Source organism: Achromobacter sp. ACM03 (genome assembly GCF_014851665.1).
GTDB lineage: Bacteria > Pseudomonadota > Gammaproteobacteria > Burkholderiales > Burkholderiaceae_B > Achromobacter > Achromobacter aegrifaciens.
In genome coordinates, this window is record NZ_JACVAD010000004.1 from 279,722 (window position 1) to 306,666 (window position 26,945).

29 protein-coding genes are annotated in these 26,945 nt (G+C 65.8%); 9 read left to right on the plus strand and 20 right to left on the minus strand.

Going from position 1 to position 26,945, the window contains the following annotated elements:
• Positions 1–10: 10 nt before the first annotated feature.
• The 5 genes from IB257_RS20575 to argB form a co-directional block, all read right to left on the minus strand.
• Entirely contained in the window at positions 11–1,063 is a 1,053-nt protein-coding gene (locus IB257_RS20575) for an Ldh family oxidoreductase (protein ID WP_119450185.1), read from the minus strand.
• A 12-nt stretch (positions 1,064–1,075) separates the two neighbouring features.
• Entirely contained in the window at positions 1,076–2,569 is a 1,494-nt protein-coding gene (locus IB257_RS20580; RefSeq protein ID WP_054457779.1) for a DASS family sodium-coupled anion symporter, read from the minus strand.
• A gap of 314 nt (positions 2,570–2,883) precedes the next feature.
• Positions 2,884–3,459 carry a nucleoid occlusion factor SlmA gene (gene slmA, locus IB257_RS20585; protein WP_054457778.1) on the minus strand — a complete coding sequence of 192 codons (576 nt, stop codon included), beginning with the start codon at positions 3,457–3,459 and terminating at the stop codon, positions 2,884–2,886.
• 56 nt (positions 3,460–3,515) lie between these two features.
• Positions 3,516–4,262: a pyrimidine 5'-nucleotidase gene (locus tag IB257_RS20590; protein WP_192492736.1), complete on the minus strand. Its 747-nt coding sequence runs from the start codon at positions 4,260–4,262 to the stop codon at positions 3,516–3,518.
• Positions 4,262–5,164, minus strand: coding sequence for an acetylglutamate kinase (gene argB / locus IB257_RS20595; protein WP_013396740.1), 903 nt, complete (start codon positions 5,162–5,164; stop codon positions 4,262–4,264). Before argB ends, IB257_RS20590 begins: the two co-directional genes overlap by 1 nt.
• Positions 5,165–5,429: 265 nt before the next feature.
• Here argB and IB257_RS20600 point away from each other — a divergent pair, with 265 nt between their 5' ends.
• On the plus strand, positions 5,430–6,218 hold the full coding sequence (locus IB257_RS20600; protein ID WP_054457776.1) for a MetQ/NlpA family ABC transporter substrate-binding protein: 789 nt from the start codon (positions 5,430–5,432) through the stop codon (positions 6,216–6,218).
• A gap of 133 nt (positions 6,219–6,351) precedes the next feature.
• Here the strand turns inward: IB257_RS20600 and IB257_RS20605 are convergent, their stop codons facing one another.
• From IB257_RS20605 to IB257_RS20620, 4 genes are all read right to left on the minus strand, one after another.
• Entirely contained in the window at positions 6,352–6,846 is a 495-nt protein-coding gene (locus IB257_RS20605) for a peroxiredoxin (RefSeq protein ID WP_054457775.1), read from the minus strand.
• Positions 6,843–7,583, minus strand: coding sequence for a BON domain-containing protein (locus tag IB257_RS20610; RefSeq protein ID WP_119450186.1), 741 nt, complete (start codon positions 7,581–7,583; stop codon positions 6,843–6,845). Before IB257_RS20610 ends, IB257_RS20605 begins: the two co-directional genes overlap by 4 nt.
• Complete coding sequence (locus IB257_RS20615) at positions 7,580–8,173, minus strand: phosphoheptose isomerase (RefSeq protein WP_054457773.1); 594 nt, start codon at positions 8,171–8,173, stop codon at positions 7,580–7,582. The genes IB257_RS20610 and IB257_RS20615 overlap by 4 nt, the downstream gene beginning before the upstream one ends.
• A gap of 87 nt (positions 8,174–8,260) precedes the next feature.
• A complete protein-coding gene (locus IB257_RS20620; protein WP_119450187.1) occupies positions 8,261–8,743 on the minus strand; it encodes a YraN family protein in 483 nt (160 codons plus the stop codon).
• A gap of 66 nt (positions 8,744–8,809) precedes the next feature.
• Here IB257_RS20620 and rsmI point away from each other — a divergent pair, with 66 nt between their 5' ends.
• Together rsmI and IB257_RS20630 are read left to right on the plus strand one after the other, a co-directional pair.
• Positions 8,810–9,745: a 16S rRNA (cytidine(1402)-2'-O)-methyltransferase gene (gene rsmI / locus IB257_RS20625; RefSeq protein ID WP_054457771.1), complete on the plus strand. Its 936-nt coding sequence runs from the start codon at positions 8,810–8,812 to the stop codon at positions 9,743–9,745.
• Between the two features lie 3 nt (positions 9,746–9,748).
• Positions 9,749–10,333: a methylated-DNA--[protein]-cysteine S-methyltransferase gene (locus IB257_RS20630; RefSeq protein WP_175182291.1), complete on the plus strand. Its 585-nt coding sequence runs from the start codon at positions 9,749–9,751 to the stop codon at positions 10,331–10,333.
• Positions 10,334–10,363: 30 nt separating this feature from the next.
• Here the strand turns inward: IB257_RS20630 and IB257_RS20635 are convergent, their stop codons facing one another.
• The gene (locus IB257_RS20635; RefSeq protein WP_054457769.1) at positions 10,364–11,326 is read right to left on the minus strand and encodes a septal ring lytic transglycosylase RlpA family protein; all 963 of its coding nucleotides are present in this window, start codon (positions 11,324–11,326) and stop codon (positions 10,364–10,366) included.
• Positions 11,323–12,195: an RNase adapter RapZ gene (rapZ, locus tag IB257_RS20640; RefSeq protein ID WP_054457793.1), complete on the minus strand. Its 873-nt coding sequence runs from the start codon at positions 12,193–12,195 to the stop codon at positions 11,323–11,325. The genes IB257_RS20635 and rapZ overlap by 4 nt, the downstream gene beginning before the upstream one ends.
• A 184-nt stretch (positions 12,196–12,379) precedes the next feature.
• On the opposite strand from rapZ, the gene IB257_RS20645 reads away from it, so the two are divergent.
• Positions 12,380–13,132: a c-type cytochrome gene (locus tag IB257_RS20645; RefSeq protein ID WP_192330259.1), complete on the plus strand. Its 753-nt coding sequence runs from the start codon at positions 12,380–12,382 to the stop codon at positions 13,130–13,132.
• Positions 13,133–13,144: 12 nt separating this feature from the next.
• Positions 13,145–14,428, plus strand: coding sequence for a cytochrome c (locus IB257_RS20650; RefSeq protein ID WP_192492737.1), 1,284 nt, complete (start codon positions 13,145–13,147; stop codon positions 14,426–14,428).
• A 7-nt stretch (positions 14,429–14,435) separates the two neighbouring features.
• On the opposite strand, the gene IB257_RS20655 is transcribed toward IB257_RS20650, so the two are convergent.
• From IB257_RS20655 to IB257_RS20695, 9 genes are all read right to left on the minus strand, one after another.
• On the minus strand, positions 14,436–15,869 hold the full coding sequence (locus IB257_RS20655) for a PLP-dependent aminotransferase family protein (protein ID WP_192492738.1): 1,434 nt from the start codon (positions 15,867–15,869) through the stop codon (positions 14,436–14,438).
• Between the two features lie 22 nt (positions 15,870–15,891).
• Positions 15,892–16,818, minus strand: a complete 927-nt coding sequence (hprK, locus tag IB257_RS20660; RefSeq protein WP_013396727.1) for an HPr(Ser) kinase/phosphatase — start codon at positions 16,816–16,818, stop codon at positions 15,892–15,894.
• A 21-nt stretch (positions 16,819–16,839) separates the two neighbouring features.
• Complete coding sequence (locus IB257_RS20665) at positions 16,840–17,295, minus strand: PTS sugar transporter subunit IIA (RefSeq protein WP_006389881.1); 456 nt, start codon at positions 17,293–17,295, stop codon at positions 16,840–16,842.
• A gap of 364 nt (positions 17,296–17,659) precedes the next feature.
• Positions 17,660–17,998 (minus strand): ribosome hibernation-promoting factor, HPF/YfiA family, encoded by a 339-nt coding sequence (hpf, locus tag IB257_RS20670; RefSeq protein ID WP_013396726.1) that lies wholly within the window; start codon positions 17,996–17,998, stop codon positions 17,660–17,662.
• A 222-nt stretch (positions 17,999–18,220) separates the two neighbouring features.
• Positions 18,221–19,015 carry an LPS export ABC transporter ATP-binding protein gene (gene lptB / locus IB257_RS20675; RefSeq protein WP_054457765.1) on the minus strand — a complete coding sequence of 265 codons (795 nt, stop codon included), beginning with the start codon at positions 19,013–19,015 and terminating at the stop codon, positions 18,221–18,223.
• A 32-nt stretch (positions 19,016–19,047) separates the two neighbouring features.
• A complete protein-coding gene (gene lptA / locus IB257_RS20680) occupies positions 19,048–19,677 on the minus strand; it encodes a lipopolysaccharide transport periplasmic protein LptA (RefSeq protein ID WP_054457764.1) in 630 nt (209 codons plus the stop codon).
• Entirely contained in the window at positions 19,674–20,306 is a 633-nt protein-coding gene (lptC, locus tag IB257_RS20685; RefSeq protein WP_054457763.1) for an LPS export ABC transporter periplasmic protein LptC, read from the minus strand. Before lptC ends, lptA begins: the two co-directional genes overlap by 4 nt.
• Before the next feature lie 37 nt (positions 20,307–20,343).
• Positions 20,344–20,952 carry an HAD family hydrolase gene (locus IB257_RS20690; RefSeq protein ID WP_175163476.1) on the minus strand — a complete coding sequence of 203 codons (609 nt, stop codon included), beginning with the start codon at positions 20,950–20,952 and terminating at the stop codon, positions 20,344–20,346.
• Entirely contained in the window at positions 20,949–21,938 is a 990-nt protein-coding gene (locus IB257_RS20695; protein WP_054457761.1) for an SIS domain-containing protein, read from the minus strand. Before IB257_RS20695 ends, IB257_RS20690 begins: the two co-directional genes overlap by 4 nt.
• Before the next feature lie 103 nt (positions 21,939–22,041).
• On the opposite strand from IB257_RS20695, the gene purT reads away from it, so the two are divergent.
• The 4 genes from purT (at position 22,042) to cydB (ending at position 26,940) form a co-directional block, all read left to right on the plus strand.
• Positions 22,042–23,259, plus strand: coding sequence for a formate-dependent phosphoribosylglycinamide formyltransferase (gene purT / locus IB257_RS20700; RefSeq protein WP_054457792.1), 1,218 nt, complete (start codon positions 22,042–22,044; stop codon positions 23,257–23,259).
• 265 nt (positions 23,260–23,524) lie between these two features.
• Positions 23,525–24,070, plus strand: a complete 546-nt coding sequence (locus IB257_RS20705) for a GbsR/MarR family transcriptional regulator (RefSeq protein WP_059378283.1) — start codon at positions 23,525–23,527, stop codon at positions 24,068–24,070.
• Positions 24,071–24,197: 127 nt separating this feature from the next.
• Positions 24,198–25,772: a cytochrome ubiquinol oxidase subunit I gene (locus tag IB257_RS20710; RefSeq protein ID WP_119450190.1), complete on the plus strand. Its 1,575-nt coding sequence runs from the start codon at positions 24,198–24,200 to the stop codon at positions 25,770–25,772.
• Positions 25,773–25,785: 13 nt separating this feature from the next.
• Entirely contained in the window at positions 25,786–26,940 is a 1,155-nt protein-coding gene (gene cydB / locus IB257_RS20715; protein WP_054457758.1) for a cytochrome d ubiquinol oxidase subunit II, read from the plus strand.
• Positions 26,941–26,945: the final 5 nt, after the last annotated feature.

Consider the following 26,945-nt stretch of genomic DNA (forward strand, 5'->3'; position numbering starts at 1 on the left):
AAACAGAACATCAAGCAGGCAACGCCTCAGGCACCCCAAGGTCGACGGCCAGTTTCGTCAAACCATCCCAGATCCGGCTATCAAACGTCAGCGTATCCTCGTTCAGCGCCCGGTTGCGAGCTTCGTACTCGCCCGGATACTGCACGCCTTCGACGCCCGGTTGGGGCTTGCAGGCGTGCAGGTAGTCGATGAACGCGCCCACCTCCATCGACCGCCAATCCGTATTGAAGTCCACCTGCGGATCCAGCAGCAGCGCGAACATGTTGTTCGTCGCTACGCCGGTGCGTGGATGCTGCGGCTGGATCGTGCCGCCGCCAGACAGCACGCCGGCCAACAGTTCGGCCACCAGACCCAGGGCATAGCCCTTGTGGCCGCCGAACGGCAGCAGCGCGCCGGGCGGGTCGGTGAACAGCGCGTTGGGATCCGTGGTCGGATTGCCCTGGGCGTCGATCAGCGAGCCCGCGGGCGCTTCCTCGCCCTTGGCGGCCAGCACACGAGCCTTGTTGACGGCGATCGAGCTGGTGGCCATGTCCACCAGGAACGGCGGACGGCCGCCCGGCAGCGGGCCGGCGAAGCACAGCGGGTTGGTGGTCAGGCAGGCCTGCGCGCCGCCGAAAGGCGCCACGGTCGGCGAGCGGTTGATCACGTTGGTGAAAGCCAGCAGGATCAGGCCCTTGGCCGCCACCATTTCCCCGTAGTGGCCCATGCGGCCCAGGTGATGGCTGTGACGCAGGGTTAGGATGCACTGGCCGTGCTCCTGCGTGCGCTCGATGGCCTTCTCGATGACGACCTTGCCGACATACTGGCCCAGCCCGTGGTGGCCGTCGTAGGCCAGCATTGCGCCGCGGTCGTTGACCAGTTCGGGCCGGCCGTCGGCCTGGGCCAGGCCCTCGGACAGCACGCGCCGGTAGTTCGTCAGGATGGACAGGCCGTGGCTGGTGTAGCCCACCCGGTCGGACTCGACCAGGTGCTCGGCCACGTCGCGGGCGATGTCCTCGGGCACGCCTTGGGCCATCAGCACGCGGCGGCCGTATTCATTGGCTTGGGCGATCGAAATCTTCATGACGCGCCCTCCTTACAGCCAGCCCAGCCAGCGCCAGTAGGTCATGCCCATCAGCAGCATCAGCAGGTAGCCGACGATGGTGACGATGATGCCGACCTTGGCGAACTGCTTGGCGTTGAAGGTCTCCGTTCCCAGGCACACCATGTTCTGCGGCGCGTTGATGGGCAGGATGAAACCGTAGCTGACGACAAAGCCCAGCAGCATGGTCATGCCCAGGCGGCTGAATTCGCCCGGCAGCGTGGCCAGCACCGAGATCAGGATCGGCAGCATGGCCGAGGTCAGCGCGGTGGCGCTGGCGAAACCCAGGTGGATGACAATGAGGAAGGCGGCCAGGATCGCGAAGATCGCCAGCGGTCCGAGGTGGTCCAGTCCGGTGTGCGCCACGACCTGGTTGCCCAGCCATTGGCCAGCCTGGGTCGTCAGCAGGGCGGTGCCCAGGCTGATACCGACGCCGAACACGATCACGGTGCCCCATGGGATGCGCGATTGCACGTCTTTCCACGTCATCACGCCAAAGCGCGGCAGCAGCAGCAGGACCAGGCCGAAGTAGGTGGTGGAAGTGGTGTCGAACTTGTGCAGCTTGCCTTCGGTCGACCAGAACAGCAGCAGCATCAGCGACACGGCCATCAGGCGTTTTTGCGCGCCGGTCATGGGGCCCAGTTCAAGCAGCGACTTCTCGACGGCTTCCTTGCCTCCCGCGATGCTGTCGCTTTCCGGCGGCAGCAGCTTGAGCACGATGATGATCAGCACGGCCGACATGATCAGCGACCAGGGGGCGCCAGCGATCAGCCAGTCCGACCATGCCACGCGTTCGCCCAGCATCTTTTCCATGAAGCCGACGGTCAGCAGGTTCTGCGCGGCGGCGGTCTGGATGCCGACGTTCCAGATGCTGGTGGCCTGCGCCACGATGATCATGATGCCGGCGGCGATGTTGGAACGCTTGTCCACGCCGAAGGCTGCGATGACGCCCATCATGATGGGCACCACGGCCGCGCTGCGCGCGGTGGCGCTGGGCACCACGAGGCTCAGCACGATGGTCACGGCGATACATCCGATCAGGATGCGGCGCGTGCTGGTGCCCACCTTGGCCAGCGTCACCAGGGCGATGCGCCGGTCCAGCCCGGTGAAGGTCATGGCGGCCGCAATGAACAAGGCGCCGGTGACCAGCGCCAGCGCCGAGTTCGCGAAGCCGGTCAGCGCCATGCTGATCGCGGCCGAGGTGCCATAAACCACTTGCGGGTCTTTGATTGTCGGAGCCGTGCCCAGCAGGAAGGCCATCAGCGTCGTGATCATGATCGCGCTGGCTTCGTAGGACACGGCTTCGGTAATCCAGACCACCACTGCGAATGCCAGGATGGCGAGCATCCGGTGACCCGCGACGGGCAGGTCGGCGGGCAAAGGCATCATCAGTACGCCGATCATCACTAGGACGCCGGCGATGAGTCCGATTGGAATTTTGGTTTTCTTTGGGGCTTGCGAGGCAGGGACGGCGGCTTGCGCGGTCATATCCATCTCCGGTTGAGGTCAAACTGCCGACACACCGCCCCGCGAGCAACGGGATAGGTCAAATCGGTGTGTCGACGCTACAGCATGATCGTGACGGCATTGCGGAAAACCCGTATTGATACTGATCAAGCCTGTGGAGATTTGGGCTTGTGGAAAACCTCTGACGGGCATTATGCTCGTCGCCCCGCGCCGCCGGCAAGCGGAGATTGTTGCATGGAACAATGCAAATGGGCGGAAATAGAGACGGATGGAAAATTAATTAGATCGTTTCACGATACTAATTCGCGCCAGAGCCGGCAGGCAGCCCCGGCCGCTCAGCCCAGCGCCAGGCGCAGCTGCTCGTCCAGATGCAGCGTGGGCGCGATACGCCAGCCGCTTTGCGCGTAACGTAGCCAGCGGCCCAGCACCAGATGCGTCAGCAGGCTGGCATGCGCCGCGACATTGGCCTGCGGCGGCAGGCCGCCATCGGTGACCGCGATGCGCAGCGATTGCTTCAACGACGCCTCGATGCGGTCGTTGATGTGGTTGATGCGTTCCTGCAGGCGGTTGTCTTCCGTGACCAGCGCATCGCCGGTCAGCACGCGCGTCATGCCCTTGTTGCGTTCCGAGAAGGTCAGCAGCATGGAGACGGTCTGGTGGGCCTGGGTCAGGCCTTGGGGCTCGGCGATGGCGATCTGGTTCACCAGCGTGAAGATGCTGGTTTCGATGAATTCGATCAGCCCTTCGAACATCTGCGCCTTGCTGGCGAAGTGCCGGTACAACGCGGCTTCAGAGACTTCCAGGCGCGCGGCGAGGGCCGCCGTGGTGATGCGGGAGGCGTGCGGCTGCTCCAGCATCTCGGCCAGGGTTTGCAGAATCTGGGTCTTGCGCTCGCCGGGTTTGCTCGCCATGGAAGGGTCTGCTCTCGCGCAGGCTTGACGGTGAAGGGGAGGGGAGGAGCGCGCCGCTATCCCCGCAAGGGGCGTCGGCGTAATAGCAAATCACTGACGGAGTTTACCCGCAAGTCGACATAGGCCGGCCGCTGCGAACGGCCGCGGGCGAACGGCGTGCCGGGGTGATACACGTGCACCGTGCGCAGCCCTGCCTGGCGCGCGCCGCGCAGATTGGCCAAGGTGTCTTCCACCAGCACCGCGTTGCGCGCCTGCACGCCTTCGCGGGCCAGCACGTGGCGCAGCAGAGTGGGCGAAGGCTTGGGCCGGAACTCGCCGTGCAGCCGCATGTGCTCGATGGCCCAGAGGCTGTCGAACTGGCGCAGGATGCCCAGGCGCGCGAGCACCGCACGCGCATAGTGCAGCGGCGCGTTGGTCAGCAGCACCTTGCGGCCCGGCAGTCGGCTCAGCTTGTAGGCCAGCGCCTTTTCCGCGCGCACCAGGGGGCCGACGTCGAAGTCATGGCTGCGGTGCAGGAAATCATGGGCGTCCACGCCGTGATGGCGCACCATGCCTATCATGGTGGCGCCGTAGCGTTTCCAGTACTGCGAGCGCAGGTGGTTGGCAGTGTCGATGTCGACGTTCAGCGCCTCGACCACGGCCATGGTCATGCCGTGGTCGATCTTCGGGAAGATGGCGTGCGAGGTGTCGTGGAGCGTGTTGTCCAGGTCGAACAGCCACAGGCGTTCGGAATCGCCCGTGGCCGCGCGGCGCGAGCGGCGCACGCGCACCGCCGGCCGCAACAGGTAACGCTGTGCCCGCATCAGTGCGAGCTGATCATCGTGCCCACGCCCTGGTCGGTCAGGATTTCCAGCAGCAGGCAGTGCGGCACGCGGCCGTCGACGATGTGCACGGAGTTCACGCCGTTCTTGGCGGCGTCCAGCGCGGACGAGATCTTGGGCAGCATGCCGCCGGAGATCGTGCCGTCGGCGAAAAGTTCGTCGATGGTCTGGGCCGACAGGCTGCGCAAGAGCTTGCCGCCCTTGTCCAGCACCCCCGGGGTGTTGGTCAGCATCAGCAGCTTTTCAGCGCCCAGCACTTCCGCCATCTTGCCGGCGACGACGTCGGCGTTGATGTTGTAGGCCGTGCCGTCCTCGCCATAGCCGATGGGCGAGATGACGGGGATGAACTGGTCGTCCTGCAGCGCCTTGACCACGGCCGGCTCGACCATCGTGATGTCGCCGACGAAACCGATGTCGATGGGTTCGGACGGATTGTCCTTGTTGGCCATCAGCTTCTTCTGGGCCTGGATCAGTCCGCCGTCCTTGCCGGTCAGGCCCACGGCCTTGCCGCCGACCTCGTTGATCATCATGACGATGTCCTGCTGGACCTGGCCGCCCAGCACCCATTCGACCACTTCCATGGTCTCGGCGTCGGTGACGCGCATGCCCTGGATGAAGGTGCCTTGCTTGCCGATGCGGCGCAGCGCGTCGTCGATCTGCGGACCGCCGCCGTGCACCACCACCGGATTCAGACCCACCAGCTTCAGCAGCACGACATCATGCGCGAAGCTACGCTGCAGACGTTCTTCCGTCATGGCGTTGCCGCCGTACTTGACCACGATGGTCTTGCCGTGAAATCGTCGGATATACGGCAGTGCTTCAGACAGCACAGCGGCTTTGACAGCAGGAGACGAAACGGCAGCAGGGTCGGGGGTGTCGGTCATGGCAGCTAAGTCGGCAAATATACGTATGAGTGGTTAGAAAAAATGCCTGCACAAAAACGCGTTCGGGACGCGGTAGCGCAAGCATACGACGGATTGTAGTACCCACAGGTTTCTTATGCTTTAAACCCATGTTCATATGCCCGACAAATAACCGGCATTCAGGTAAATTGGGGGCGATTTCGCAACGGCCGGCCCCGCAAAAGGGGGCCGGGCCACACCGGCAGGGGCATCGGCCCCGATTTTTTACCCATAAAAGAGGCAACACATGCGTTTGAACTTTGTCCGGTCCGCTCTGGCGGCGTCGGTGTTCCTGGTGGCGGCGAACGCCGCCCATGCCGAAAAAGTGGTGGTGGGCGCGACCCAGGTCCCCCATGCCGAGATCCTGGAAGTGGTGAAGCCGCAACTGGCCAAGGAAGGCGTGGAGCTCGACATCAAGGTGTTCAGCGACTACGTGCAGCCCAACCTGCAACTGGCGGATAAGCAGCTGGATGCCAACTTCTTCCAGCACAAGCCCTATCTGGATTCCTTCAACAAGGACCGCAAGGCCACGCTGGTGCCGGTGGCGCTGGTGCACGTCGAGCCCTTCGGCGGCTATTCCAAGAAGATCAAGAGCCTGTCCGAGCTCAAGGACGGCGCGACCGTCGCGATCCCGAACGATCCCTCCAACGGCGGCCGCGCGCTGGTGTTGCTGCAGAAGCAGGGCGTGATCAAGCTGAAGGATCCGTCCAACATCCTGGCGACGGCCGCGGACGTGGTCGAGAACCCCAAGAAGCTGAAGTTCCGCGAACTGGAAGCCGCCATGCTGCCGCGCTCGCTGGACGACGTGGACCTGGCGCTGATCAACACCAACTACGCGCTGGAGGCCGGCCTTGTCCCGACCAAGGACGCCCTCTTCATCGAAGGCTCGGATTCGCCCTACGCCAACATCCTGGTGACCCGCGCGGACAACAAGGACGCGCCCGGCATCAAGAAGCTGGTGCAGGCCCTGCACACGCCCGAGGTGAAGAAGTTCATCCAGGACAAGTACAAGGGCGCCGTGGTTCCGGCGTTCTGATTCCGGCCCGCCGTGGCCTGATCTGGAAACCGCCCATCGGGCGGTTTTTCTTTTGGGCGCCGTCGCGAAGGGGCCGGTTGCCGGGCGAAAAAAAACCGCCCTGTCGGGGCGGTCCTTTGTGGGGCTGCGGCGCTCAGCCCGCCGCCAGGGCCTTTTCCACGGTGGCATGGAATTCCGCCACGTCGTATTCGCCCAGGTAGCGCTTGATGATGCGGCCTTGCTTGTCGATCAGGAAGGCCGTGGGCGTGAGGCGGATGTCGCCGAAGGCCCGGGCAATGTCGCCCTTGGTGTCCAGGGCCACCGGGAAGGGCAGCTTGCGCGTTTCGGCGAAGTTCAGCACGAAGTTGGGCGGGTCGTAGTTCATGGCGACCGCGACCGCCTGGTAGCCCTTGGCGGCGTACTCGTTGTAGGCCGAGATCGTTTCCGGCATCTGCTTCACACAGGTCACGCAGCTGGTGGCCCAGAACTTGACCAGCACGACCTTGCCGCGCAGATCCTGCATCGAGAAGGTCTTGCCTTCCAGCGTGGTGAAGGTGACGTCGGGCGCGGTCTGGGCGGGGCGCATGACGAACCAGGCGCCGATGCCGACCGCCACCAGGACGGCCAACGCGATGATGGCTTTCTTCATTTGATGGGCATGGCCTCTACGCCGCTGCTGGTGCCGGCCGCGTTATCGCTGCTTGCGCCGGCGCCGCTTTCGATGGGCGCTTTGGTTTCCGTGGAAGTGTTGGACTTGGAACCGGTATTCGACAGCCGAATGGCTTCCTCGCGGCTGATCGTCTCGAACAGTTTAACCACCTTGGCCACGCCGCCGACGTCGGCGGTGGCGTTGGCGGCATATTCGCCTTCGGCCTGCGTCACCTTGCCCATCAGGTAGACCACGCTGTGGTCGGTCGTGACCGCGATGGTGCCGGACGGCACGTACTTGGTGTTGAGCAGGGCGGTCTTGACCTTGGAGGTCAGCCAGGTGTCGTTGGAGCGCGTGCCGAACGAGGCGATGGGGCCGACGTTCAACTGGTTGATGACCTGTTTGACGTTTTCCACGCCCTGGGCGATGGCGGTGGCCTGGTTCTTGGCTTCTTCGGTGGGCACGTCACCGGTCAGCAGCAGGTGGCCGCCGTAGGCCATGGCATTGACGCGGGCGGTGTCGCCCAGCTTCTGCGAGATCTGGCTCTGCGCCTTGAACGCCATGTTCTGGTCTTCGAGCTGGATGCCGGAGGTGCGGCGGTCCGTCACGACGACCGCGGTGGTGGCAGCCGCGCCGCCCACGATCAGGGGCGCGCAGGCCGACAGCGAGAGCGCGGCGGTGGAGAGCGCCGCGGCGAGCATCAACGGGCGGACTGCGGTACGGACGTCAGAAATCATTCGGTGTCTCCAAGCAGAAGAGCGTCAATGCCGTCGCACAGCGCGTGCAGCAGCAGAATATGGACTTCCTGGATGCGCATCGTGCGATCGCTGGGAACACATAGATGGACGTCCATCGGCGTAATGAGTTCCCCCATCACGCCACCGCCCTTGCCCGTCAGGGCAAGCACGTGCATTTCGCGGGCGCTGGCGGCTTCCATGGCGCGCACCACGTTGGGGGAATTGCCGCTGGTGGATATGGCTACCAGCACGTCGCCTGCCTGGCCGAAGGCGTTGACCTGGCGTTCGAAGATCTCGTCGAAGCCGTAATCGTTGCCCACCGCGGTGAGGATCGAGGTGTCGGTGTTGAGGGCGATGCCGGCCAGCGGCAGGCGTTCGCGTTCGAAGCGGCCCACCAGTTCGGCGATGAAATGTTGCGCATCGGCGGCCGAGCCGCCATTGCCGCAAGCCAGAATCTTGCCGTTGTTTGCCAGGGCGCCGAACAGCACGTCCACCGCCACTGCCAGCGGCTCGGCCAGGACGTTCATGCTTTGTTCGCACGCAGCCATGGCGTCGCGAAAGTGCGACGTCATACGAGAGGTCATATCCATGGGCGCGATTATCTCACGGGGCCGAGGCGTGGTTCTGTCCAGGCGTAACGACTGTTAGGCAGGTCGTTACCGGGGGAGGGGCGGACTTCAGGCCTGCCAGAATGCGCCGCGCAGCCACTGGGGATCGCCGGCGTCGAAGACGACCGCGTCAAAGCGCGCCGCCGGCAGTCTGCCGCGCCAGTGGCGCCGGGCCAGCTCCGGCAGCCAGTGGGCCGCGGCGCGGGCCAGCCGGGCCTGCTTGTCCGGCCCGATGCTGGCCGCGGCGCCACCGTAGCGGCTGGGCCCACGCGATCGGACCTCGACGAACACCAGCGTGTCGCCGTCGCGCATGGCCAGGTCGATCTCGCCGGCGCGGGTCTGCAGATTGCGCGCCAGCAGGACCAGGCCGCGCGACTGTAGCAGGCGCAAGGCGGCGTCCTCGTGGTGGTCGCCCTTGCGCTGGGCGGGCGAGCGCCGTGGCGGCGGACGATCCGCGGGCGCTGCGCGGGAGGAACGGCGCCGGCGCCTGGCGGCGCGGCGGCGGGCCGCCAGGGCCAGTTCGCAGGCCAGTCGCAAGGTGTCGTCCGTCATGGGTGCTCCGGAAGTGGCGGGCATAGGCGGCTACACTGACATGGTTTCCCGTGTCTGTAGGCTGCAATGAATCAAAATGTCTCACCTCCCCCTGCCGGAGATGCCTGGTCCCGCGTTTCTGAACGCGTGGCGGGGCAGCATTGGCCTGCCTCGACGCTGTATGTCGTGGCCACGCCGATCGGCAACCTGGGCGACCTGGGGCTGCGCGCCTGGCACGCTTTGCAGCGGGCCGACGTGATCGCCGCCGAAGACACGCGCGCCAGCCGCGCCTTGCTGGACGCCTGGGGCGTGGGCACGCCGCTCATGGCCGCCCACCGCCACAATGAAGCCGCCGCGGCCCAGGCCATCTGCGAACGGTTGGCCCAGGGCCAGCGCGTGGCGCTGGTATCGGACGCCGGCGCACCCGCCGTCAGCGATCCGGGCGCACGCATCGTGCGTGCCGTGCGTGAAGCCGGCTTCGGCGTGGTGCCAGTGCCGGGTCCCAGCGCGGTCATCGCCGCGCTGATGGGTAGCGGCGTCACCACCGACGAAAACCCGGGCTATGCCTTTGCCGGATTTCCGCCGCCCAAGGCGGCAGCGCGCCAGCGCTGGCTGCGCACCTGGTGCGCCTTGCCCGCGCCGGTCGTCATGTTCGAATCGCCGCATCGGCTCGCGGCTACGCTGGCCGACCTGCTGGAAGTGTGCGGTCCGGACCGGCTCCTGACCGTGGCGCGCGAACTGACCAAGCGCTTCGAAGAAATCGCGACCTTCCCGATGGGCGAGGGCGCAGCCTGGCTGGCCGCGGATACGCACCGCGAGCAGGGTGAATTCGTGCTGATCGCGCACGCGCCCGCTGAACAGGAAGCGGATGAAGAAGCCGATCCGCGCACCGATGCGCTGCTGGACGCCTTGCTGGAGTCGCTGTCGCTGCGCGATGCCGCGCGCGTGGCCGCCAAGGTTTCCGGCCTGCCGCGGGACGTGCTGTACAACCGGGCGCTGGCCCGCAAGAAATCGGCGGAGTAAGGCATGGTGTATTCGACTATCGTGTCCAACAAGCCCGCGGATCCCGACGAACGCCTGGTCTATCGCGACATTCCTACGCCGCTGGGCGACATGCGCCTGGTCGCCAGTCCCAAGGGCCTGCGCGGCGCCTGGTTCACCGACCAGGAACTGCTGCCCGCGGCGGATGGCTGGATTCTCACGGACTCGGATCCCATCCTGGAGCAGGCGCGCCGCGAACTGGAAGAATGGTTCGCGGGCCAGCGCCGCGTCTTCGACGTGGCGCTGGACCCCGTCGGCACCACTTTCCAGCACCAGGTCTGGCATGCCCTGTGCGATCTGGAGTTCGGGGTGCTGGCCAGCTACGGCGATCTGGCGCGCACCGTGGGGCGGCCCAAGGGCGCGCAGGCGGTCGGCGGCGCCGTCGGGCGCAATCCGATCAGCATCATCATTCCCTGCCATCGTGTGATCGGGGCCGACACCTCGCTGACCGGCTTCGGCGGCGGCCTGCCGCGCAAGCAGGCCTTGCTGGCGCATGAAGGCAATCGCTACCGCAGCCGCAGCGCTAGCGCGCGCCGCGTGTGCGACGGGCAGGCCGAACTGCCTTGGTAGGCGGGCAGCCTCGATAGGTCTTGAGGTTTGCTACTGCGAGGCGATGCTGGGCAGGATGCCGATGCGGTCCGACACGATCTGCACGGCGTCCAAGGCGCTCTGCCGGTCGGGGTAGGGGCCGATCTTGACCCGATAGAGGTTATTTGACTGCTCGACCGACGCGGGCGGCGCGCCTGCGGCGCCCAGCTGCGTGTTGATGCGGCTGACCAGCGATTGCGCGTTGGCCGGCTGGCTGAACGCGCCCACTTGCAGGTAGACGCTGCCGATGCCGCCTGCGGCCGGCTGGCGCACCGGCGCTGAACCGGGTGCGGGCCCGGGTAGGGGTTCAGCCGCCAGCGCCACCGGCACGGCGGCGATGGGCGCGGCCACGGGCGAGGAGCCCGTCGCCGATGCGGGTTCGGGCGCGGCCGTGGCGGGCGCGCCTTGCGAGGCCAGCCGCCGGATCTCGTCCTGGGGGATGGCTTCCACGATCACCTGGCCGCTGCCGGGGCCGATGATGCCCAGCTTGTACGCCGCGACATAGGACAGGTCCATGATGCGGTCGCTGTGGAACGGGCCGCGGTCGTTCACCCGCACGATGATGGTCTTGCCGTTGACCATGCTGGTGACGCGGGCGTAGCTGGGCAGCGGCAGCGTGGTGTGGGCGGCCGTCATGGCGTACATGTCGTAGGACTCGCCGATGGACGTGGAATTGCCGTGGAACTTCTTGCCATACCACGAGGCGGTGCCGCGCTTTTTGTAGGGCTGGCCGCTGGTATCCGGCACGTAACGCTGGCCGAACACCACATACGGCCGGTTAGCGCCGCTGGCGTAGGGTTCGATCCTGGGCACCGCGTCGGGCACCTGGTCCAGGTTCGAGGGCGGATTCGCGTCCGGCCCGTCGTCCTTGTAATACCCGCCGCCCTTCTTGCGTCCGCCGGTGGAAGAACAGCCAGCCACGGCAATGGCCAGCAGCAGCATCACGAACAGGCGGGTCGGGCGGGACAGGGTCATGCGGATTCGTCAGGCAGTTGGGTGCGATGGCGCACCAGCAGCGGGTCGTGGTCGGCAAAGCGCAGCGCCAGCTGTTCGACCACATAGACCGAACGGTGCTGGCCGCCGGTGCAGCCGATGGCGACCGTGAGGTAATTGCGGGTGTCTTGCGTGTATTGCGGCAGCCAGCGGTTCAGGAAACCGGCGATGTCGTCGATCATCTGCCCCACCAGGTCAAAGCCCGCCAGCCAGGCGGCCACGGGCTCGTCGCGGCCGGTCAGCGGCCGCAGGTCGCGGTCGTAGTAGGGATTGGGCAGGCAGCGCACGTCGAACACCAGGTCCGCGTCGCGCGGCACGCCGCGCTTGTAGGCAAAGGATTCGAAGGTCAGCACCAGCGGCGCGCGGTCGGCCTTGATCAGGTCGCGGATCCAGACTCGCAACTGGCCCGGCGTCAGGTCCGAGGTGTCGATGACGTGTTCCTGCTCGCGCAGCGGCGCGAGCAGTTCGCGTTCCAGGGCGATGCACTCGGACAGCGTCGGGGTCTTGCCGCCATGCTGCAGACGGTCGGTCAGCGGGTGGCGGCGGCGCGATTCGGAATAGCGCTGCACCAGCGTTTCCGTGCTGGCGTCCAGGAAGACCACGCGCAGGCTGGTGCCCATGGCGCGCAGCGCGGTGACTACGTCGGGCAATTCGGCCAGTTCGCCGGGGGAGCGGACGTCGATGGCGACGGCAACGCGCTCCATGCCGTCATCCCGGGCGTTGGCGATGAACTCGGTCAGGAACCGCACCGGCAGGTTGTCGACGCAGGTATAGCTTGCGTCCTCAAGCATGCGCAGGGCGACGGACTTGCCTGAGCCTGAGATGCCGGTGACGAGGACGACTTTCAACATGGACATGATTGTGGCACGCTTTTCGAGGACGATGCCGGCGGGATGACATCTGATATGGCCGTAAACTGCCAATCTGCGCCTGTACCGCTTTGGTCCCCCTGGCGTAAGCTGGGGGCCGGATACTCGACAGATTCACATACGCGCCCCGCCGTCATGCGTTTCGGGGGAATGGAATTCGACCTAGATGTTAGCCTTCATTTCCTTTCGTAGTGTTTCACTGCCGCGTTTTTGGGCAATTTCCCTATTTGGGGTGGCTGCCGCCTTCCTCGCAGCGCCCGCGCCGGCCCAGCCCGCGCCCCAGGAAATCCTGCGTCCGGACACCATGGACGCCCGGGTTGCCGCCTGTACGGCCTGTCATGGCGCGCAGGGCAAGGCCGGCGCCGACGGCTACTATCCGCGCCTGGCCGGCAAGCCGCAGGAGTACCTGTACCACCAGTTGCTCAATTTCCGCGACGACCGGCGTCAGTACCGGCCCATGACGCACCTGTTGACCGGGCTGCCCGACGACTACCTGCGCGAGATCGCCGCGTATTTCTCTTCGCAGCATGTGCCGTATCCGGCGCCGACGCGCGCCGAGGTCTCCGCCGCCACGCTGGAAGCCGGGCGCAAGCTGGCCTTGAGCGGCGATGCTGCGCGCGGCCTGCCCGCCTGTGCCGCCTGTCACGGCGCCGCCCTGGGCGGCGTGCTGCCCGCCATTCCCGGCTTGCTTGGGCTGCCGCGCGACTACATCGGTTCGCAGATCGGCAGCTGGAAGAACGGCCTGCGCCGCGCGGCCGAGCCGGACTGCATGGCCGACATCTCCAACAAACTCACTCCCCAGGACATCGGCGCGCTGGCCGCGTGGCTGTCCTCGCAACCCGTCGTGGAACCCTACGCGCCAGAAGCCGCGGGTTCGATACGCCTGCCCGCGGAATGCGGCAGCCAGGCGCAACGGTAAGGGAGAGGCCGGATGTCGATCATGAAGAAAGTCCTGTCCCTCCTGTTGCTGCTCGCGGTCGTCGCCCTCGGCGGCCTCTACTGGTTCGGTACGCGCGACGACGCCAGCACCGGTCCCGCCGCGGCCGCGGCCGATACCGCGACGCTGGTGGAGCGCGGCCGCTACCTTGCGCTTGCCGGCAATTGCATGGCCTGCCACACCAGCCGCGGCGGCAAGGCGCTGGCGGGCGGCACGCCCATCCCCACGCCGTTCGGTACGGTCTACGGCCCGAACCTCACGCCCGACGAAAAAACCGGCATAGGCGCGTGGACCGCGGATGATTTCTGGCAGGCGCTGCACAACGGCAAATCGCGCGACGGCACGCTGCTGTATCCCGCTTTCCCCTACACCGAATACACGCGCGTGACGCGCGCCGATTCCGACGCGTTGTACGCCTATCTGCGTACCGTGGCGCCCGTGAACCAGCCCAACCGGCCGCCCGAGATGGAATTCCCCTATGACCAGCGGGCGCTGCTGGCCGCTTGGCGCGCGCTGTACTTCAAGCCGGGCGTGCAGGAGGCCGACGCGGGGCAATCGGTGCAGTGGAACCGCGGCCGCTATCTGGTCGAAGGGCTGGGGCATTGCGCCGCCTGCCATACGCCGCGCAACAGCCTGGGGGCGCTGCGTTCGGCCGACCCATTGGCCGGCGGCGTGATTCCGGTGCTGGATTGGTACGCTCCGCCGCTCACCAACGACATGGAAACCGGCATGGGCAGGTGGTCCGCCGAAGACATCGCGGCCTTGCTCAAGACTGGCATTTCCAAGCATTCCAGCGCCAGCGGGCCCATGGCCGAAGTGGTGCTGGGCAGCACACAGCACCTGACCGACGCTGACGCGCTGGCCATCGGCGTCTACATCAAATCCCTGCCCGCCACGGCGGCCTCAACGGAACGCACGCGGACGGCTGTCGCGCCGGCGGCCATGGAGCTGGGCGGCAAGATCTACCGCCAGCAATGTGTCCAATGCCATCAATCCGCGGGCGAAGGCAGCGGCACGGCGTGGCCCGCGCTGGCCGGCAATCCGACCGTGACGGCGCCGTCGCCCGTCAACGCGATCCGCATGGTGCTGGATGGCGGCTACGCTCCGGCTACGGCGGCGAATCCGCGGCCGCACGGCATGCCGCCCTTCGGACAACTGCTCAACGACGGCGACATCGCGATGCTGGTGACGTACATCCGCAATAGCTGGGGCAATGAGGCGGGCGGCGTGACACCGCTGGAAGTCAAGCGGGCGCGCGCCGCATCGACGCTGAACTGACGCGGAATCAGCGCGCCCTGATGGCCTGCGCGCAGGCCTCGCGCGCCAACTCCCCCAGCACGCGGATGGCGGCCTGCGCAGCGGCGTCCCAAGGATGCCCGTAGTTCAGGCGCAGCGCGCTGCCGAACTGGCCGCTGGCCGAAAAGATCGGTCCCGGCGCCACGCTGATGCCGCGCGCCAGCGCCTGGCGATGCAGCGTCAGCGCATCCACCGCGGCCGGCAGTTCCAGCCATAGGAAGAACCCGCCTTGCGGACGCGTCACGCGCGTACCGGCCGGGAATTCCTGGGCGATCGCCTCGGCCATGCGCTGCTGCTGTGTCTGCAGCGTTTCGCGCAGGCGGCGCAGGTGGCGGTCATAGCCGCCCTGCTCCAGGTATTCGGCGATGGCGCCCTGGGCGGGGCCGGACGCCGATAGCGTCGACGACAGTTTCAGGCGCTGCACGCGTTGCGTGTAGCGGCCGGCCGAGGTCCAGCCGATGCGGTAGCCCGGCGCCAGGCACTTCGAAAACGACGAGCAATGCAGCACCAGCCCCTGGGTGTCATAGGCCTTGGCGGGTACCGGGCGCACCGATCCGAAATACAGCTCGCCGTATACATCGTCTTCGATCAACGGAATGTCGTGGCGTGCAAGCAGCTGGACCAGTTGCCGCTTTTTCTCATCGGGCATCAGGCTGCCCAGCGGGTTCTGGAATTGCGTCATCAGCCAGCAGGCGCGCGGCGCATGACGCTCGATGGCGGCCTGCATCGCGTCCAGGTCGATGCCGGTGCGCGGATGCGTCGGTATTTCCAGCGCCTTCAGTCCATGGCGCTCAAGCGCCTGCAAGGCGCCATAGAACGTGGGGGCCTCGACCATGACCGTGTCGCCGGGCTGCGTGACCGCCTGCAGGCAGAGATTCAGCGCTTCCAGCGCGCCGTTGGTGACGACGATGTCGCTGGCCGGCACGTTGATGCCGCCGATCAGGTAGCGCAGCGCGATCTGGCGGCGCAGGCCGGGATTGCCCGGCGCCAGGTCTTCCACCGTGTCCAGCGGATCCTGGCGCTTGAGGTGCACGGCCATGGCCTGGGCCAGCCGCGGCAGCGGAAACAGCAGCGGGGAAGGGAAGGCGGAGCCCAGCGGTGTCACGTCGCGGTTGCGCACCGAGCCGAGGATGTCGAAGAGGCGTTCGCTGATCGCGAGCTCCGTCGATTCTCCGTCCGGACTGGAGGCGCCGGGTTCGGGCGGCAGGGATGCGGCAGGGGCGTTGACGTAATAGCCGGAGCGCGGCTGCGCCCGGATCAGGCCGCGCGCTTCCAGCAGATAGTAGGCCTGGAACACCGTCGACGGACTGAGGCCGCGCGCCGCGCACGCGTCCCGCACGGAGGGCAGCTTGTCGCCCGCGCGCAATACGCCGTCGCGGATCGACTTGGCGATCTCGGCGGCCAGAGTTTCATACAGGCTCAAGGTGCCGCCGGCCGATGTGCGCCTACTTGCTGCTTTGCAGGATCGCCATGGCCTGGCGTTCCATGAATTCGCCCAGCGTGTCGATGCCGCGCAGCTTCAGGATGGTGTTGCGCACGGCGGCCTCGACCAGCACCGCCAGGTTGCGGCCCGCGGCCACTTGCAGCATGACCTTGCGCACCGGCAAGCCCAGCATGTCCTGCGTGATGTCCTGCAGCGGCAGGCGCTCGAACTTGTCCTGTGCGGTGGCGCGCACCAGGTGCACGATGAGCTTGAGGCGCATCTTGCGGCGCACGGAGGTCTCGCCAAAGATGGTGCGGATGTCGAGCAGGCCCAGGCCGCGCACTTCCAGCAGGTTCTGCAGCAGCTGCGGACAGTGGCCTTCGATCATGTTGGGGGCCGTGCGCGAGAACTCCACGGCATCGTCGGCCACCAGGCCGTGTCCGCGCGAGATCAGTTCCAGCGCCAGTTCGCTCTTGCCCAGGCCGGATTCGCCGGTGATCAGCACGCCCAGTCCCAGCACGTCCAGGAACACGCCGTGCACGGTGGTGGTGGGCGCCAGCTTCTTGCCCAGGTAGATGCGCAGCAGGTCGATCAACTGCGCGGCCGCCACGGGCGTGGAGAGCAGCGGCACCTGATGCTGGTCGCACTGGTCGATGAGGTCTTGCGGCGGGGTCAGGCCGTCGGCCAGCAGGATCGCGGGCACGCCGCCGATCAGCAGCTCGTCCATGTGATGCATGCGGCGGCGCAGGTCGAAGCGGGTGTAGTACGCCAGCTCTTCCTGTCCGAACACCTGGATGCGGGACGGGTGGATCAGGTTCAAGTGGCCGACGAGGTCCGCGGCCGACATGCCGTCGTCGGGAATCGCGCGGTCCGCGGCGCCTTGGCCGGAAATCCAGTTAAAGGGGATTTTGTCGGCGTTGTCGTCGACGAGTTCCTGCACCGTGAGCATGGCAGCGCTTCCGCGTGGAGTTCAGAGTTGGCCGGTCGTGAGCATCTTGTGGACGACAGCGGGATCGGGCTCTGTGGCCAGGGCCTCGCGCAAGGCCTTGTTCGACATGAGCTGCGCCAGTTCGGCCAGGATGTCCAGGTGCTGCTGCGTGGCCGTTTCCGGCACCAGCAGGCAAAGCAGCATCGACACGGGCTGCCCGTCAGGCGCATCGAAAGTGATGGGCTGGGCCAGGCGGATGAAGGCCGCCAGGGCCTGTTCCAGGCCCTTCACCCGGCCATGCGGCACCGCCACGCCCTGCCCGAGCGCGGTGGAGCCCAGGCGTTCCCGGGCGAACAGGCTGTCGAAGACGAGCGCGCGCGCCAGGCCATGGTTGTTTTCAAAGAGAAGGCCGGCCTGTTCGAACGCACGTTTCTTGCTCGTTGCGAGCATATCGAGCACGACGTTGCCGGCGGGTAGGATGCGCGACAAATGATTCATCGGGTCATTATATGGTTATATGACGCACTGCAATAATCGGCCTCTGAGATGCGTCCTCGGCTCGGTCGCATCATGGGGCGGCAAGAGCGACAGCATAGACCGATAGCGGCGGATTGTGGGCATTCTTGCTCCCGGCGGCGGGGTTGGCCCTGGGGAAAGCGTCGGAAACCTGGAAAAAACGGAATCGCCGGCGGAACCGGGAATAGGGGGCAAATAAGGGGGGGTACTGCGGGAGGTACTACAAGGAGGGGAAGTTTGCCGATGCCCCAGCTGGACGTTGCGTCTAGCGGGACACCGGGACTCAGGCAGGATTTCTAGAATCGCTGTTTAGCTAGTCTCGCAGTGCGAGTGCTCATGAAGCGCGTTACTGCTGGGGTGGCGTTAGATTTGCCGCTTGCCGCTTCACGGACTCCGCCGTGTGACTTCGTACCTTGTCCTTGTGCTTGATGACCTGACGGTCGACTTTGTCAGCAAGAAGGTCTATGGCTGCATAGAGGTTTTCATCGGTTGCTTCACAATGAATGTCCTTACCGCTTAGACGCATGGTGATTTCGGCTCTATGCCGCAGGGGCTCTACCGAGAGCATGACCTGGGTATCGATGACGTGATCGAAATGCCGCAGCACTCGCGCCAGTTTGTTCATGACATATTCCCGGATGGCCGGGGTGACGTCGAGGTGACGACCGCAGATGCTCAGGTTCATAGTGTGCTCTCCTTCTAAAAGAGGAAAAAAGGGTGCGCAAAAAGCGCGGCTGATTCGTTAGGCGTTCTCCTTGATTGAGCGGGTTCGTTTAGTACTAGTGTATAGACTCGGGCCGATAAAACAAGCTGACCTAGCGCAAGTTCATGGCATTTTTATGGCTGAGGCCCCAGGGTGCATGCGGCTTTGCGCAGGCGGCGCCTAGGGGTCTTCCCCAGGGCCGCATTACATGCGGAAATGCTCTCCCAGATAGACCCGGCGCACGGCGGGATCGCCCACGATTTCATCGGGATGGCCGTCGGTCAGAACCTTGCCTTCGCTGATGATGTAGGCGCGGTCGCAGATGCCCAGGGTTTCGCGCACGTTGTGGTCGGTGATCAGCACGCCGATGCCGCGGCCCTTCAGGAAGCGCACGATACGCTGAATCTCGATCACGGCGATGGGGTCCACGCCGGCGAAGGGCTCGTCCAGCAGGATGAAGCGCGGGCTGGTGGCCAGCGCGCGCGCGATTTCAACGCGGCGGCGTTCGCCGCCCGACAGGGAGATCGCGGCGTTGCTGCGGATGTGGCCGATCTGCAGTTCTTCCAGCAGCGATTCCATCTGCTCGTTGATCTTGGGCGTGGACAGCGGACGTCCATCCGGCCCCAATTGCAGTTCCAGCACGGCGCGGATGTTCTGTTCCACCGTCAGGCGGCGGAACACGGAAGCATCCTGGGGCAGGTACGACAGGCCCATGTGCGCGCGCTTGTGGATCGGCATCGAAGTGATGACGGAGCCGTCGATCTCGATGCGGCCCGCATCCGCGGGCACCAGGCCCACGATCATGTAGAAGCTGGTGGTTTTGCCAGCCCCGTTGGGGCCGAGCAGGCCCACCACTTCGCCGCTGACCACGGACAGGGATACGTCCTGCACCACGGTCCGGCCGTTATAGGTCTTGCGCAAACCAGTTGCGCGCAGGCTGCCCTGCTTGACGCCCGAGGGCGCGGAGGTTACCGGAGTCGGCACTGAAGGTTGGTTCATCGTGGCTGCGAGTGGTGTTGCATGGGAGGCGTTCAACGCCCCTTCTTGGCTGCCTGCTGCTTGCGGCATTCGGCGATGGCTGCGTCCGACTTGGCGCGCGGTTCAGCCACCGAACGGACCCGGCCGCCGGCCGCGGCGGAGTTGGGGCCGCCATGGGCTTCGTAGGTGCCGGTCTTCTCGTTGTAGCGTACCCGCTCGCCGCGAATGGTATCGAACGGTTTCCCACAGACGTAGCGGATCACGACCGCCTGGCCGATCAGGTCGAAGGTGCTCTTGGTGCCGTCGTATTCGGCGCGCAGGCCGGTGCCTTCGATGAGCTCGAAGGTTTCCGGGCGTTCCTGGCGGATGGTCACGATCTTGCCCTTGTTGGCGGTGGCCGTGCCGTACTGGTTGCCTTGCGCGTCTTCGTTCATTTCCAGCACGTCGGACGTCAGGGTCATGAGGCCGCGCGTCATGTTGACGTTGCCGGTGAAGACGCTCTTCTTCTTCACGTCGTCGTAGTGCAGGGTGTCCGACAGGATCAGCGTGCTGGGCTCTTCCGCCGGCGTCGCTGCCTTGGGCGCCGGATCCGCGGCATGGGCCGGGGCCAGTGCCGAGGCCGTCAGCAGGATGGCGCCGAGCAAGCGGGTCGTCGGGGCAAGGAGAATCCGGAGGTCGGTCATGGTTTTTTCTGGTCAGTGTTGTTGGCGGGAATTTCGGTCCGGCGTTGCTGCCTGCCTTCGGAACCGGCAATTTCCACATCGGTCGATGCCGAAACCTGCAGTTGGCGCGTTTTGTTGTTGTAGTGCATGCCCGTGCCGTTCATGCGCGAACGGCCTTTGATGACTTCCGCCGGCAGGTCGGTGTAGACCACGTCGTCGTCGGGCAGGATGATCAATTGCTGGCTGCGCACGTCCAGCAGGTCGTTATTGGCGTCCGGCTGGCGGCGCACGTGGGCGTCGCCGTTCATGACGATGCGCTTGCCGCCTTGCTCCATCACGGCGGTCTTGGAGACGGCCACGGTGATGGGGTTGTCCTCGCGCTGGCCCACGGCGCGCGGCGAGGTCACATGGTAGGAATCGTCATCCGGGAAATGTTCGGCGTAGTCGCCTTCCAGCCGGTTGATGGGCTTGCCGTTCGGGTCGGTGCGCAGCATGACGAAGTCGCGCGACCAGGCGTCCATTTCGTGGGTGACGCGGCGCGGCGGATCCGTCTGGATGGCCCGCTGCGCGTAATCCGCCGCCCACCACGAGCTGGCGACCAGCACCAGCAGCAGGAACAGCGCGATCAGGGAGGGAAAACGTTCTTTCATCGGGTCTGCCGCAAGGGCGTATGGGTTGTCCTGGCGGTCATTGGATGGCGCCCGGGCCAAGCAGGCCAGGCGCCGCCAGGAAGGCGCCCAGGCGTCCCTGGGCCGCCAGCAGCAGGTCGCAGCATTCGCGCACGGCGCCGTTGCCGCCGGTGTGCGTGGAGACCCAGTGGGCGGCCTGGCTGACGTAGCCCGGCGCGTTCGGCACGCTGGCGGCGAAGCCGGCGCGCTGCAGGGCCGGCAGGTCGATGACGTCATCGCCCATGTAGCCGGTCTGGTTCAGTTGGACACCGCTGCGCTGCGCAAGTTCGGCCAGGGCGCCGCCTTTGTCCCGTACGCCCTGGATGACCTCGGCGATACCCAGCTCGGCGGCGCGGCGCGCCACGATGGGGCCGGAGCGCCCGGTCATCAGCGCAACCTTCAGGCCGCCTTCCATCAGCAGGCGCAGTCCGTGGCCGTCCAGCGCGTTGAAGCGCTTCTGGAGTTCGCCGTTGTCGCCGTAATAGAGGCTGCCGTCGGTCAGCACGCCGTCCACGTCGAACACCATCAGGCGCACTGCGGCGGCGCGTTCGCGCACGCCGGCGGGGATGCGGGCCAGGACCAGCGCTTCGGCCGGATGCGTCACGGGTACAGAAAGAGTCATAGTCATACCACTTTGGCGGCCATCAGATCATGCATGTGCAGGGCGCCGAGCAGAACGCCGTCGCTGTCCAGCACGAGCATGTGGTTGAGCCGTAGTTTGTCCATTTGCTGGGCCGCCTCGACGGCCAGCGCGTCGGGAGTGATGCTGCGGGGCGAGCGCGTCATGCCGGATTCGACGGTCAGGCTGCGGATGTCGCCCTGCCGGGCGATCAGGCGGCGCAGGTCGCCGTCGGTGAAGATGCCTAGGGGGCGGCGCTGCGCGTCGGTTACGACGGTCATGCCCATGCCCTTGGCGGACATGACTTCCAGCGCCTGGGATACCGGGGTGCCGGCCATGACGATGGGCAGGGCGTCGCCCTGGCGCATGACGTCGCGCACATGGGTCAGCAGGCGGCGGCCGAGCGCGCCGCCCGGGTGCGAACGGGCGAAATCCTGCGGGCCGAAGCCGCGGGCCTCCAGGCAGGCGACGGCCAGGGCATCGCCCAGGGCCAGCGCAGCGGTGGTGCTGGCCGTGGGCGCCAGATTCAGCGGGCAGGCTTCCTGCGCCACGCTGGCGTCCAGGTGGATGTCGGCCAGCCGGGCCAGTTCGGACTGCGGATTGCCGGTGATGGCGACCAGCTTGGCGCCCATGCGGCGGGCGACAGGCAGGATCGTCAGCAGTTCCTGACCGGAGCCGGAATAGGAAATCGCGATGAGGACGTCATCCTGGGTGATCATGCCCAGATCGCCGTGGACGGCCTCGGCGGCGTGCACGAAAAAGGCCGGCGTGCCGGTCGAGGCGAGGGTCGCCGCGATCTTGCGGGCCACGTGGCCGGTCTTGCCGATGCCGCTGACGACCACCCGGCCGCGGCAGGCCAGCAGCATCGCGACGGTCTGCGTGAAGCTGTCGTCCAGCCGGGCGGACAGGTCCATCAGGCCCTGGCATTCGATCTGCAGCGTTCTGCGCGCAGATGCCAGCGCGGTCTCGGACGATGTTGTGGGATGGTCAGTCATACGTGGATTTTAATATCAGTATGCGGGTTTGCCCCCGGAAAGGGCGTATGGCATGCTGGCGGGTCATTTCAACGGCTTTCCAACTTTTTTCCAGGCCCGCTCCATGTCCAGCATTTCCAGCCCCGTCCTTGGCACGCCTTTGTCCCCCTTGGCCACCCGCGTCATGCTGCTCGGGTCCGGCGAATTGGGCAAAGAGGTCATCATTGCCCTGCAGCGGCTGGGCGTGGAAGTCATTGCCGTGGATCGGTATGCCGACGCCCCGGGCCACCAGGTGGCGCACCGGGCGCATGTGGTCTCGATGACGGACCCGCAGGCCCTGCGCAAGGTCATCGAACAGGAACGGCCCCACGTTATTGTCCCCGAAATCGAAGCCATTGCCACCAATTTGCTGGTGGAGCTGGAAGAGGCGGGCGTGGCCCGGGTGACGCCGACCGCGCGCGCGGCCCAGTTGACCATGAACCGCGAGGGCATCCGCCGGCTGGCGGCTGAAACCCTGGGGCTGCCGACCTCGCCGTACCGATTTGTCGACACCGAAGAAGAACTGCGCGCGGCCATCGACGGCGGCATCGGCTATCCCTGCGTCATCAAGCCGGTCATGTCCTCCTCGGGCAAGGGCCAATCCGTCATCAAGAGCGCTGACGACGTCGAATCCGCCTGGCGCTACGCCCAGGAGGGCGGCCGGGTGGGCGGCGGGCGCGCCATTGTCGAGGGCTTCATCCGCTTCGACTACGAAATCACCCTGCTGACCGTGCGCGCCCGCGGCGCCGACGGCCAGGTCGAGACCCGCTACTGCGAACCCATCGGCCACAAGCAGGTCGACGGCGATTACGTGGAAAGCTGGCAGCCGCACCCGATGTCTCCCGCCGCGCTGCAACGTTCGCGGGACATCGCACTGGCGGTCACCTCCAACCTGGGAGGCCTGGGCATCTTCGGCGTGGAGCTGTTCGTGGCGGGCGACCAGGTCTGGTTCTCGGAAGTCAGCCCGCGTCCCCACGACACCGGCATGGTCACCATGATCACCCAGGTCCAGAACGAATTCGAACTCCACGCCCGGGCGTTCCTGGGACTGCCGGTGGATACCAGCCTGCGGCAGCCCGGCGCCAGCAGCGTCATCTACGGCGGGGTCGAGGCCGCGGCGGTCTCGTTCCACAACGTGGCCGAAGCGCTGGCCGAACCCGGCACCGACCTCCGTCTCTTCGGCAAGCCCGAATCCTTCGTCAAGCGCCGCATGGGCGTGGGCCTGGCCGTGGCCGAGGACGTGGCGGCGGCTCGCGCCAAGGCCAAGCGGGTGTCGGCGGCGGTGTCCGTCAAGGCCGGCTAACGCTTCTTTTTCCCCTTTTCCAGCGGCCACCAGCTCACCGGCTGGTGGCCGCTTGCGCTTGTCCGCGGCTTTTGCCAAGCCCGCGGAAGCCGTCTGTCACTGCCGCGACATCATGTCTTGCGATCATCCCCCTGCCGCCGGTGTGGTTTGCGCTTTCGCATGGATTGTTTGATAATTTCGGAAATTCCAGAATTTTCTGAAATCGGTGTAACTGTTTTTATCGGCCAGGGCGACGCGTCCTGGCCTTGCCGGCGTAGCGCAACCCATGGCCCTGTCTCCCCAAAACGAACGATTCGTCCTGCATTTCGGCGAAATGGGCAGCCGGTGGGGCGTGAACCGCACGGTCGGCCAGATCTACGCCCTCCTGTTCCTGTCGCCCAAGCCGCTGAACGCCGATGACATTGCCGAAACCCTCGGCTTCTCGCGCTCCAACGTCAGCCTTGGGCTGAAGGAGCTGCAGTCTTGGCGGCTGGTCAAGCTCATGCATCAGGTCGGCGACCGCCGCGACTACTTCGAAACTCCCAAGGACGTCTGGGAGATCTTCCGCATCCTGATGGAAGAAAAGCGCAAGCGCGAAATCGATCCCACGCTGACCCTGCTGCGGGACACCTTGCTGGAACCCCCGTCGGGTCCGGATGAGGCATACGCGCAACAACGCATGAACGACATGCTGGAGCTCATCGAACTGTCCACCGGATGGTTCGATGAGGTTCAACGACTGCCGCCAGAAACCCTGCAGAACCTGATGAAGCTCGGTTCGAAAGTGCAGAAGGTGCTGGGTTTCGCCGGCAAATTGCGGGGCAAGGGCTAAGCCTGATCCGCCCCGATTTTTCAGGAAACCTCTATGAAGTTGTATGCAACGCCCGTAACATGGCGCGAGAGACGGCCTGGGAACCATGCCGGTTGCCGCGGCACCTCAACTGCTTGGGAGCGACCCAATGATTGATCTCGACGTCGTAAATCTGTCGCGATTCCAGTTTGCCGCGACCGCGCTCTACCACTTCCTCTTCGTCCCCCTCACGCTAGGCCTGTCGTTCATCCTGGCCATCATGGAAAGCGTGTACGTCATGACCGGCCGCGCCATCTGGAAGCGGATGACGATGTTCTGGGGCACGCTCTTCGGCATCAACTTCGCATTGGGCGTCGCCACCGGCGTCGTGATGGAGTTCCAGTTCGGCATGAACTGGTCCTACTACAGCCATTACGTAGGCGACATCTTCGGCGCGCCGCTGGCGCTCGAAGGGCTGATGGCCTTCTTCCTGGAAGCGACCTTCGTCGGCCTGTTCTTCTTCGGCTGGAACCGCATGTCCAAGGTCAGCCACCTGATCGTGACCTGGCTGGTGGCGTTCGGCACCAATTTTTCGGCGCTGTGGATCCTGATCGCCAATGGCTGGATGCAGAATCCGGTCGGTTCGATCTTCAATCCCGACACCATGCGCATGGAGATGACCGACTTCGCCGCGGTGATCTTCAACCCCGTGGCGCAGGCCAAGTTCGTGCACACGGTCAGCGCAGGCTACGTCGCGGGCGCCATGTTCGTCATGTCGATCAGCGCCTGGTACCTCCTGAAGGGCCGCCACATCGACCTGGCCAAGCGCTCGATGGCGGTCGCCGCCAGCTTCGGTCTGGCCTCGGCGCTGTCGGTCGTGGTGCTGGGAGACGAAAGTGGCTACCTCACCACCGAACACCAGAAGATGAAGATCGCGGCCATCGAGTCCATGTGGCACACCGAGCCGGCCCCCGCGTCCTTCAACCTGATCGCCATCCCCAACCAGGCCGAGCGCAAGAACGACTTCGCCATCGAGATTCCCTACGTCATGGGCATCATCGGCACGCGTTCGCTCACCACGCCGCTGCTGGGCATCGACGACCTGATCCGCCGCGCCGAAAACCGCATCCGCGATGGCATGGTGGCCTATGACGCCTTGCAGAAGATCCGCGCCAATCCCAAGGACGTGGACGCGCGCATGGTGTTTGACAAGACCTGGCCCGACCTGGGCTATGCGCTGCTGGTCAAGCGCTATCAGCCCGACATGAGCAAGGTCACCGAAGACGACATCAAAAAGGCCGCCGTCGATACCGTGCCCAACGTGGCGCCGCTGTTCTGGGCGTTCCGCATCATGGTAGCGGTGGGCATGTACCTGATCCTGTTCTTCGGCGTGGCCTTCTGGCTGGCCTCGCGCGGGCGGCTGGACAGCCGGCGCGGTCTGCTCAAGGTGGCGTTGTGGAGCCTGCCGCTGCCCTGGGTCGCCATCGAAAGCGGTTGGTTCGTTGCCGAATACGGCCGCCAGCCCTGGGTGATCGAAGGCGTGCTGCCGACCTACTACGCGGCTTCCGGCCTGACCATCGTCGACCTGGCGATCAGCCTGACGATATTCCTGGTGCTGTACACGGTGCTGCTGATCATCGGCGTGAAGGTGATGCTGCACGCCGTGAGGAAGGGACCGAAATCCGATGGGCCGGCGCCCGGCGCTGCCGCCGCCGATCCTGTGCACGCTGCCGTGCGGGCCTGAAGGAGAGACAGCGATGGATACTCTTATTCCTTTCGACTACGGCACGCTGCGCGTGGTCTGGTGGGTGCTGCTGGGCGCGTTGCTCATCGGCTTCGCCGTCATGGACGGCTTTGACCTGGGCGTGGCCGCGCTGCTGCCGGTGGTAGCCAAGACCGACGCCGAGCGCCGGGTGGTGATCAACGTGGTGGGACCGGTCTGGGAAGGCAACCAGGTCTGGCTCATCACCGCGGGCGGCGCCATTTTCGCGGCATGGCCCTTGCTGTACGCCGCGTCGTTCTCCGGGTTCTATCTGGCGATGATGCTGGTGCTGATCGCGCTGATCCTGCGGCCGGTCGGCTTCAAGTACCGCAGCAAGATGGAAGGCACCAGCTGGCGCAACCGCTGGGACGGCGTGCTCTGTTTCTCGGGCGTGGTGGCCTCGCTGGTGTTCGGCGTGGCCATGGGCAACATCATCCTGGGCGTGCCGTTCACGTTCGATCCGGTGACCTTGCGTCCGATCTATGAAGGCCACTTCTACCAGTTGTTCATGCCGTTCGCGTTGTTGGCCGGCGTGCTCAGCGTGGTGATGCTGGCCATGCACGGCGCCGTGTTGCTGGCCTGGCGCACGGAAGACCCGATCTCGTCGCGCGCCCGCAACTGGGGCAGGCTGTGCGCCTTGCTGACCGCGGCGCTGTTCGCAGCGGGCGGCTTCTGGGTGGCAAGCGGCTTGCCTGGCCACGTGATCACCAGCGCGGTGGACATGGCCGGTCCGTCGGACCCGATGCTCAAGGCCGTGACGGTGCAAAACGGCGCCTGGATGGCCAACTACGCGAAATGGCCGCTGATGTGGATCGCGCCCGCGCTGGGCGTGGGCGGCGCCGTCCTGGTGGCGCTGCTGCTTAGCGTGCGCGCCAACGTGCTGGCGTTCCTGGCGTCGTCGGTGTCGATCGCTGGCGTGATCCTGACGGTGGGCTTTTCGCTCTTCCCGTTCATCATGCCCTCGTCGACCAAGCCGCAGGCCGGCCTGACCATTTGGGACGGATCCTCCAGCCACTTGACGCTATGGATCATGGTGATCGCGGTCGCCATCTTCCTGCCCATCGTGACCGTCTACACCGCCTGGGTCTACCGCGTCATGCGCGGCAAGGTCACCCATGAGTCGGTCGGCGACACGCCCAACTCATACTGATAAAG

What these genes read in the sequence shown, in the direction of transcription:
- IB257_RS20610 (WP_119450186.1), bottom strand. Translation starts at nt 7,583, where the DNA reads ATGATTTCTGACGTCCGTACCGCAGTCCGCCCGTTGATGCTCGCCGCG.
- IB257_RS20635 (WP_054457769.1), bottom strand. Translation starts at nt 11,326, where the DNA reads ATGACCCTGTCCCGCCCGACCCGCCTGTTCGTGATGCTGCTGCTGGCC.
- hpf (WP_013396726.1), bottom strand. Translation starts at nt 17,998, where the DNA reads ATGAACCTGAGCATCTGCGGTCGTCACCTCGACGTCACCCCGGCCATC.
- IB257_RS20695 (WP_054457761.1), bottom strand. Translation starts at nt 21,938, where the DNA reads ATGACTGACCATCCCACAACATCGTCCGAGACCGCGCTGGCATCTGCG.
- lptB (WP_054457765.1), bottom strand. Translation starts at nt 19,015, where the DNA reads ATGAACCAACCTTCAGTGCCGACTCCGGTAACCTCCGCGCCCTCGGGC.
- IB257_RS20705 (WP_059378283.1), top strand. Translation starts at nt 23,525, where the DNA reads ATGGCCCTGTCTCCCCAAAACGAACGATTCGTCCTGCATTTCGGCGAA.
- IB257_RS20580 (WP_054457779.1), bottom strand. Translation starts at nt 2,569, where the DNA reads ATGACCGCGCAAGCCGCCGTCCCTGCCTCGCAAGCCCCAAAGAAAACC.
- hprK (WP_013396727.1), bottom strand. Translation starts at nt 16,818, where the DNA reads ATGCTCACGGTGCAGGAACTCGTCGACGACAACGCCGACAAAATCCCC.
- IB257_RS20710 (WP_119450190.1), top strand. Translation starts at nt 24,198, where the DNA reads ATGATTGATCTCGACGTCGTAAATCTGTCGCGATTCCAGTTTGCCGCG.
- IB257_RS20665 (WP_006389881.1), bottom strand. Translation starts at nt 17,295, where the DNA reads ATGAATCATTTGTCGCGCATCCTACCCGCCGGCAACGTCGTGCTCGAT.
- IB257_RS20615 (WP_054457773.1), bottom strand. Translation starts at nt 8,173, where the DNA reads ATGGATATGACCTCTCGTATGACGTCGCACTTTCGCGACGCCATGGCT.
- IB257_RS20605 (WP_054457775.1), bottom strand. Translation starts at nt 6,846, where the DNA reads ATGAAGAAAGCCATCATCGCGTTGGCCGTCCTGGTGGCGGTCGGCATC.
- rapZ (WP_054457793.1), bottom strand. Translation starts at nt 12,195, where the DNA reads ATGTTGAAAGTCGTCCTCGTCACCGGCATCTCAGGCTCAGGCAAGTCC.
- IB257_RS20650 (WP_192492737.1), top strand. Translation starts at nt 13,145, where the DNA reads ATGTCGATCATGAAGAAAGTCCTGTCCCTCCTGTTGCTGCTCGCGGTC.
- purT (WP_054457792.1), top strand. Translation starts at nt 22,042, where the DNA reads ATGTCCAGCATTTCCAGCCCCGTCCTTGGCACGCCTTTGTCCCCCTTG.
- IB257_RS20690 (WP_175163476.1), bottom strand. Translation starts at nt 20,952, where the DNA reads ATGACTATGACTCTTTCTGTACCCGTGACGCATCCGGCCGAAGCGCTG.
- argB (WP_013396740.1), bottom strand. Translation starts at nt 5,164, where the DNA reads ATGACCGACACCCCCGACCCTGCTGCCGTTTCGTCTCCTGCTGTCAAA.
- lptC (WP_054457763.1), bottom strand. Translation starts at nt 20,306, where the DNA reads ATGAAAGAACGTTTTCCCTCCCTGATCGCGCTGTTCCTGCTGCTGGTG.
- IB257_RS20645 (WP_192330259.1), top strand. Translation starts at nt 12,380, where the DNA reads ATGTTAGCCTTCATTTCCTTTCGTAGTGTTTCACTGCCGCGTTTTTGG.
- IB257_RS20590 (WP_192492736.1), bottom strand. Translation starts at nt 4,262, where the DNA reads ATGCGGGCACAGCGTTACCTGTTGCGGCCGGCGGTGCGCGTGCGCCGC.
- lptA (WP_054457764.1), bottom strand. Translation starts at nt 19,677, where the DNA reads ATGACCGACCTCCGGATTCTCCTTGCCCCGACGACCCGCTTGCTCGGC.
- cydB (WP_054457758.1), top strand. Translation starts at nt 25,786, where the DNA reads ATGGATACTCTTATTCCTTTCGACTACGGCACGCTGCGCGTGGTCTGG.
- IB257_RS20600 (WP_054457776.1), top strand. Translation starts at nt 5,430, where the DNA reads ATGCGTTTGAACTTTGTCCGGTCCGCTCTGGCGGCGTCGGTGTTCCTG.
- slmA (WP_054457778.1), bottom strand. Translation starts at nt 3,459, where the DNA reads ATGGCGAGCAAACCCGGCGAGCGCAAGACCCAGATTCTGCAAACCCTG.
- IB257_RS20630 (WP_175182291.1), top strand. Translation starts at nt 9,749, where the DNA reads ATGGTGTATTCGACTATCGTGTCCAACAAGCCCGCGGATCCCGACGAA.
- IB257_RS20575 (WP_119450185.1), bottom strand. Translation starts at nt 1,063, where the DNA reads ATGAAGATTTCGATCGCCCAAGCCAATGAATACGGCCGCCGCGTGCTG.
- rsmI (WP_054457771.1), top strand. Translation starts at nt 8,810, where the DNA reads ATGAATCAAAATGTCTCACCTCCCCCTGCCGGAGATGCCTGGTCCCGC.
- IB257_RS20620 (WP_119450187.1), bottom strand. Translation starts at nt 8,743, where the DNA reads ATGACGGACGACACCTTGCGACTGGCCTGCGAACTGGCCCTGGCGGCC.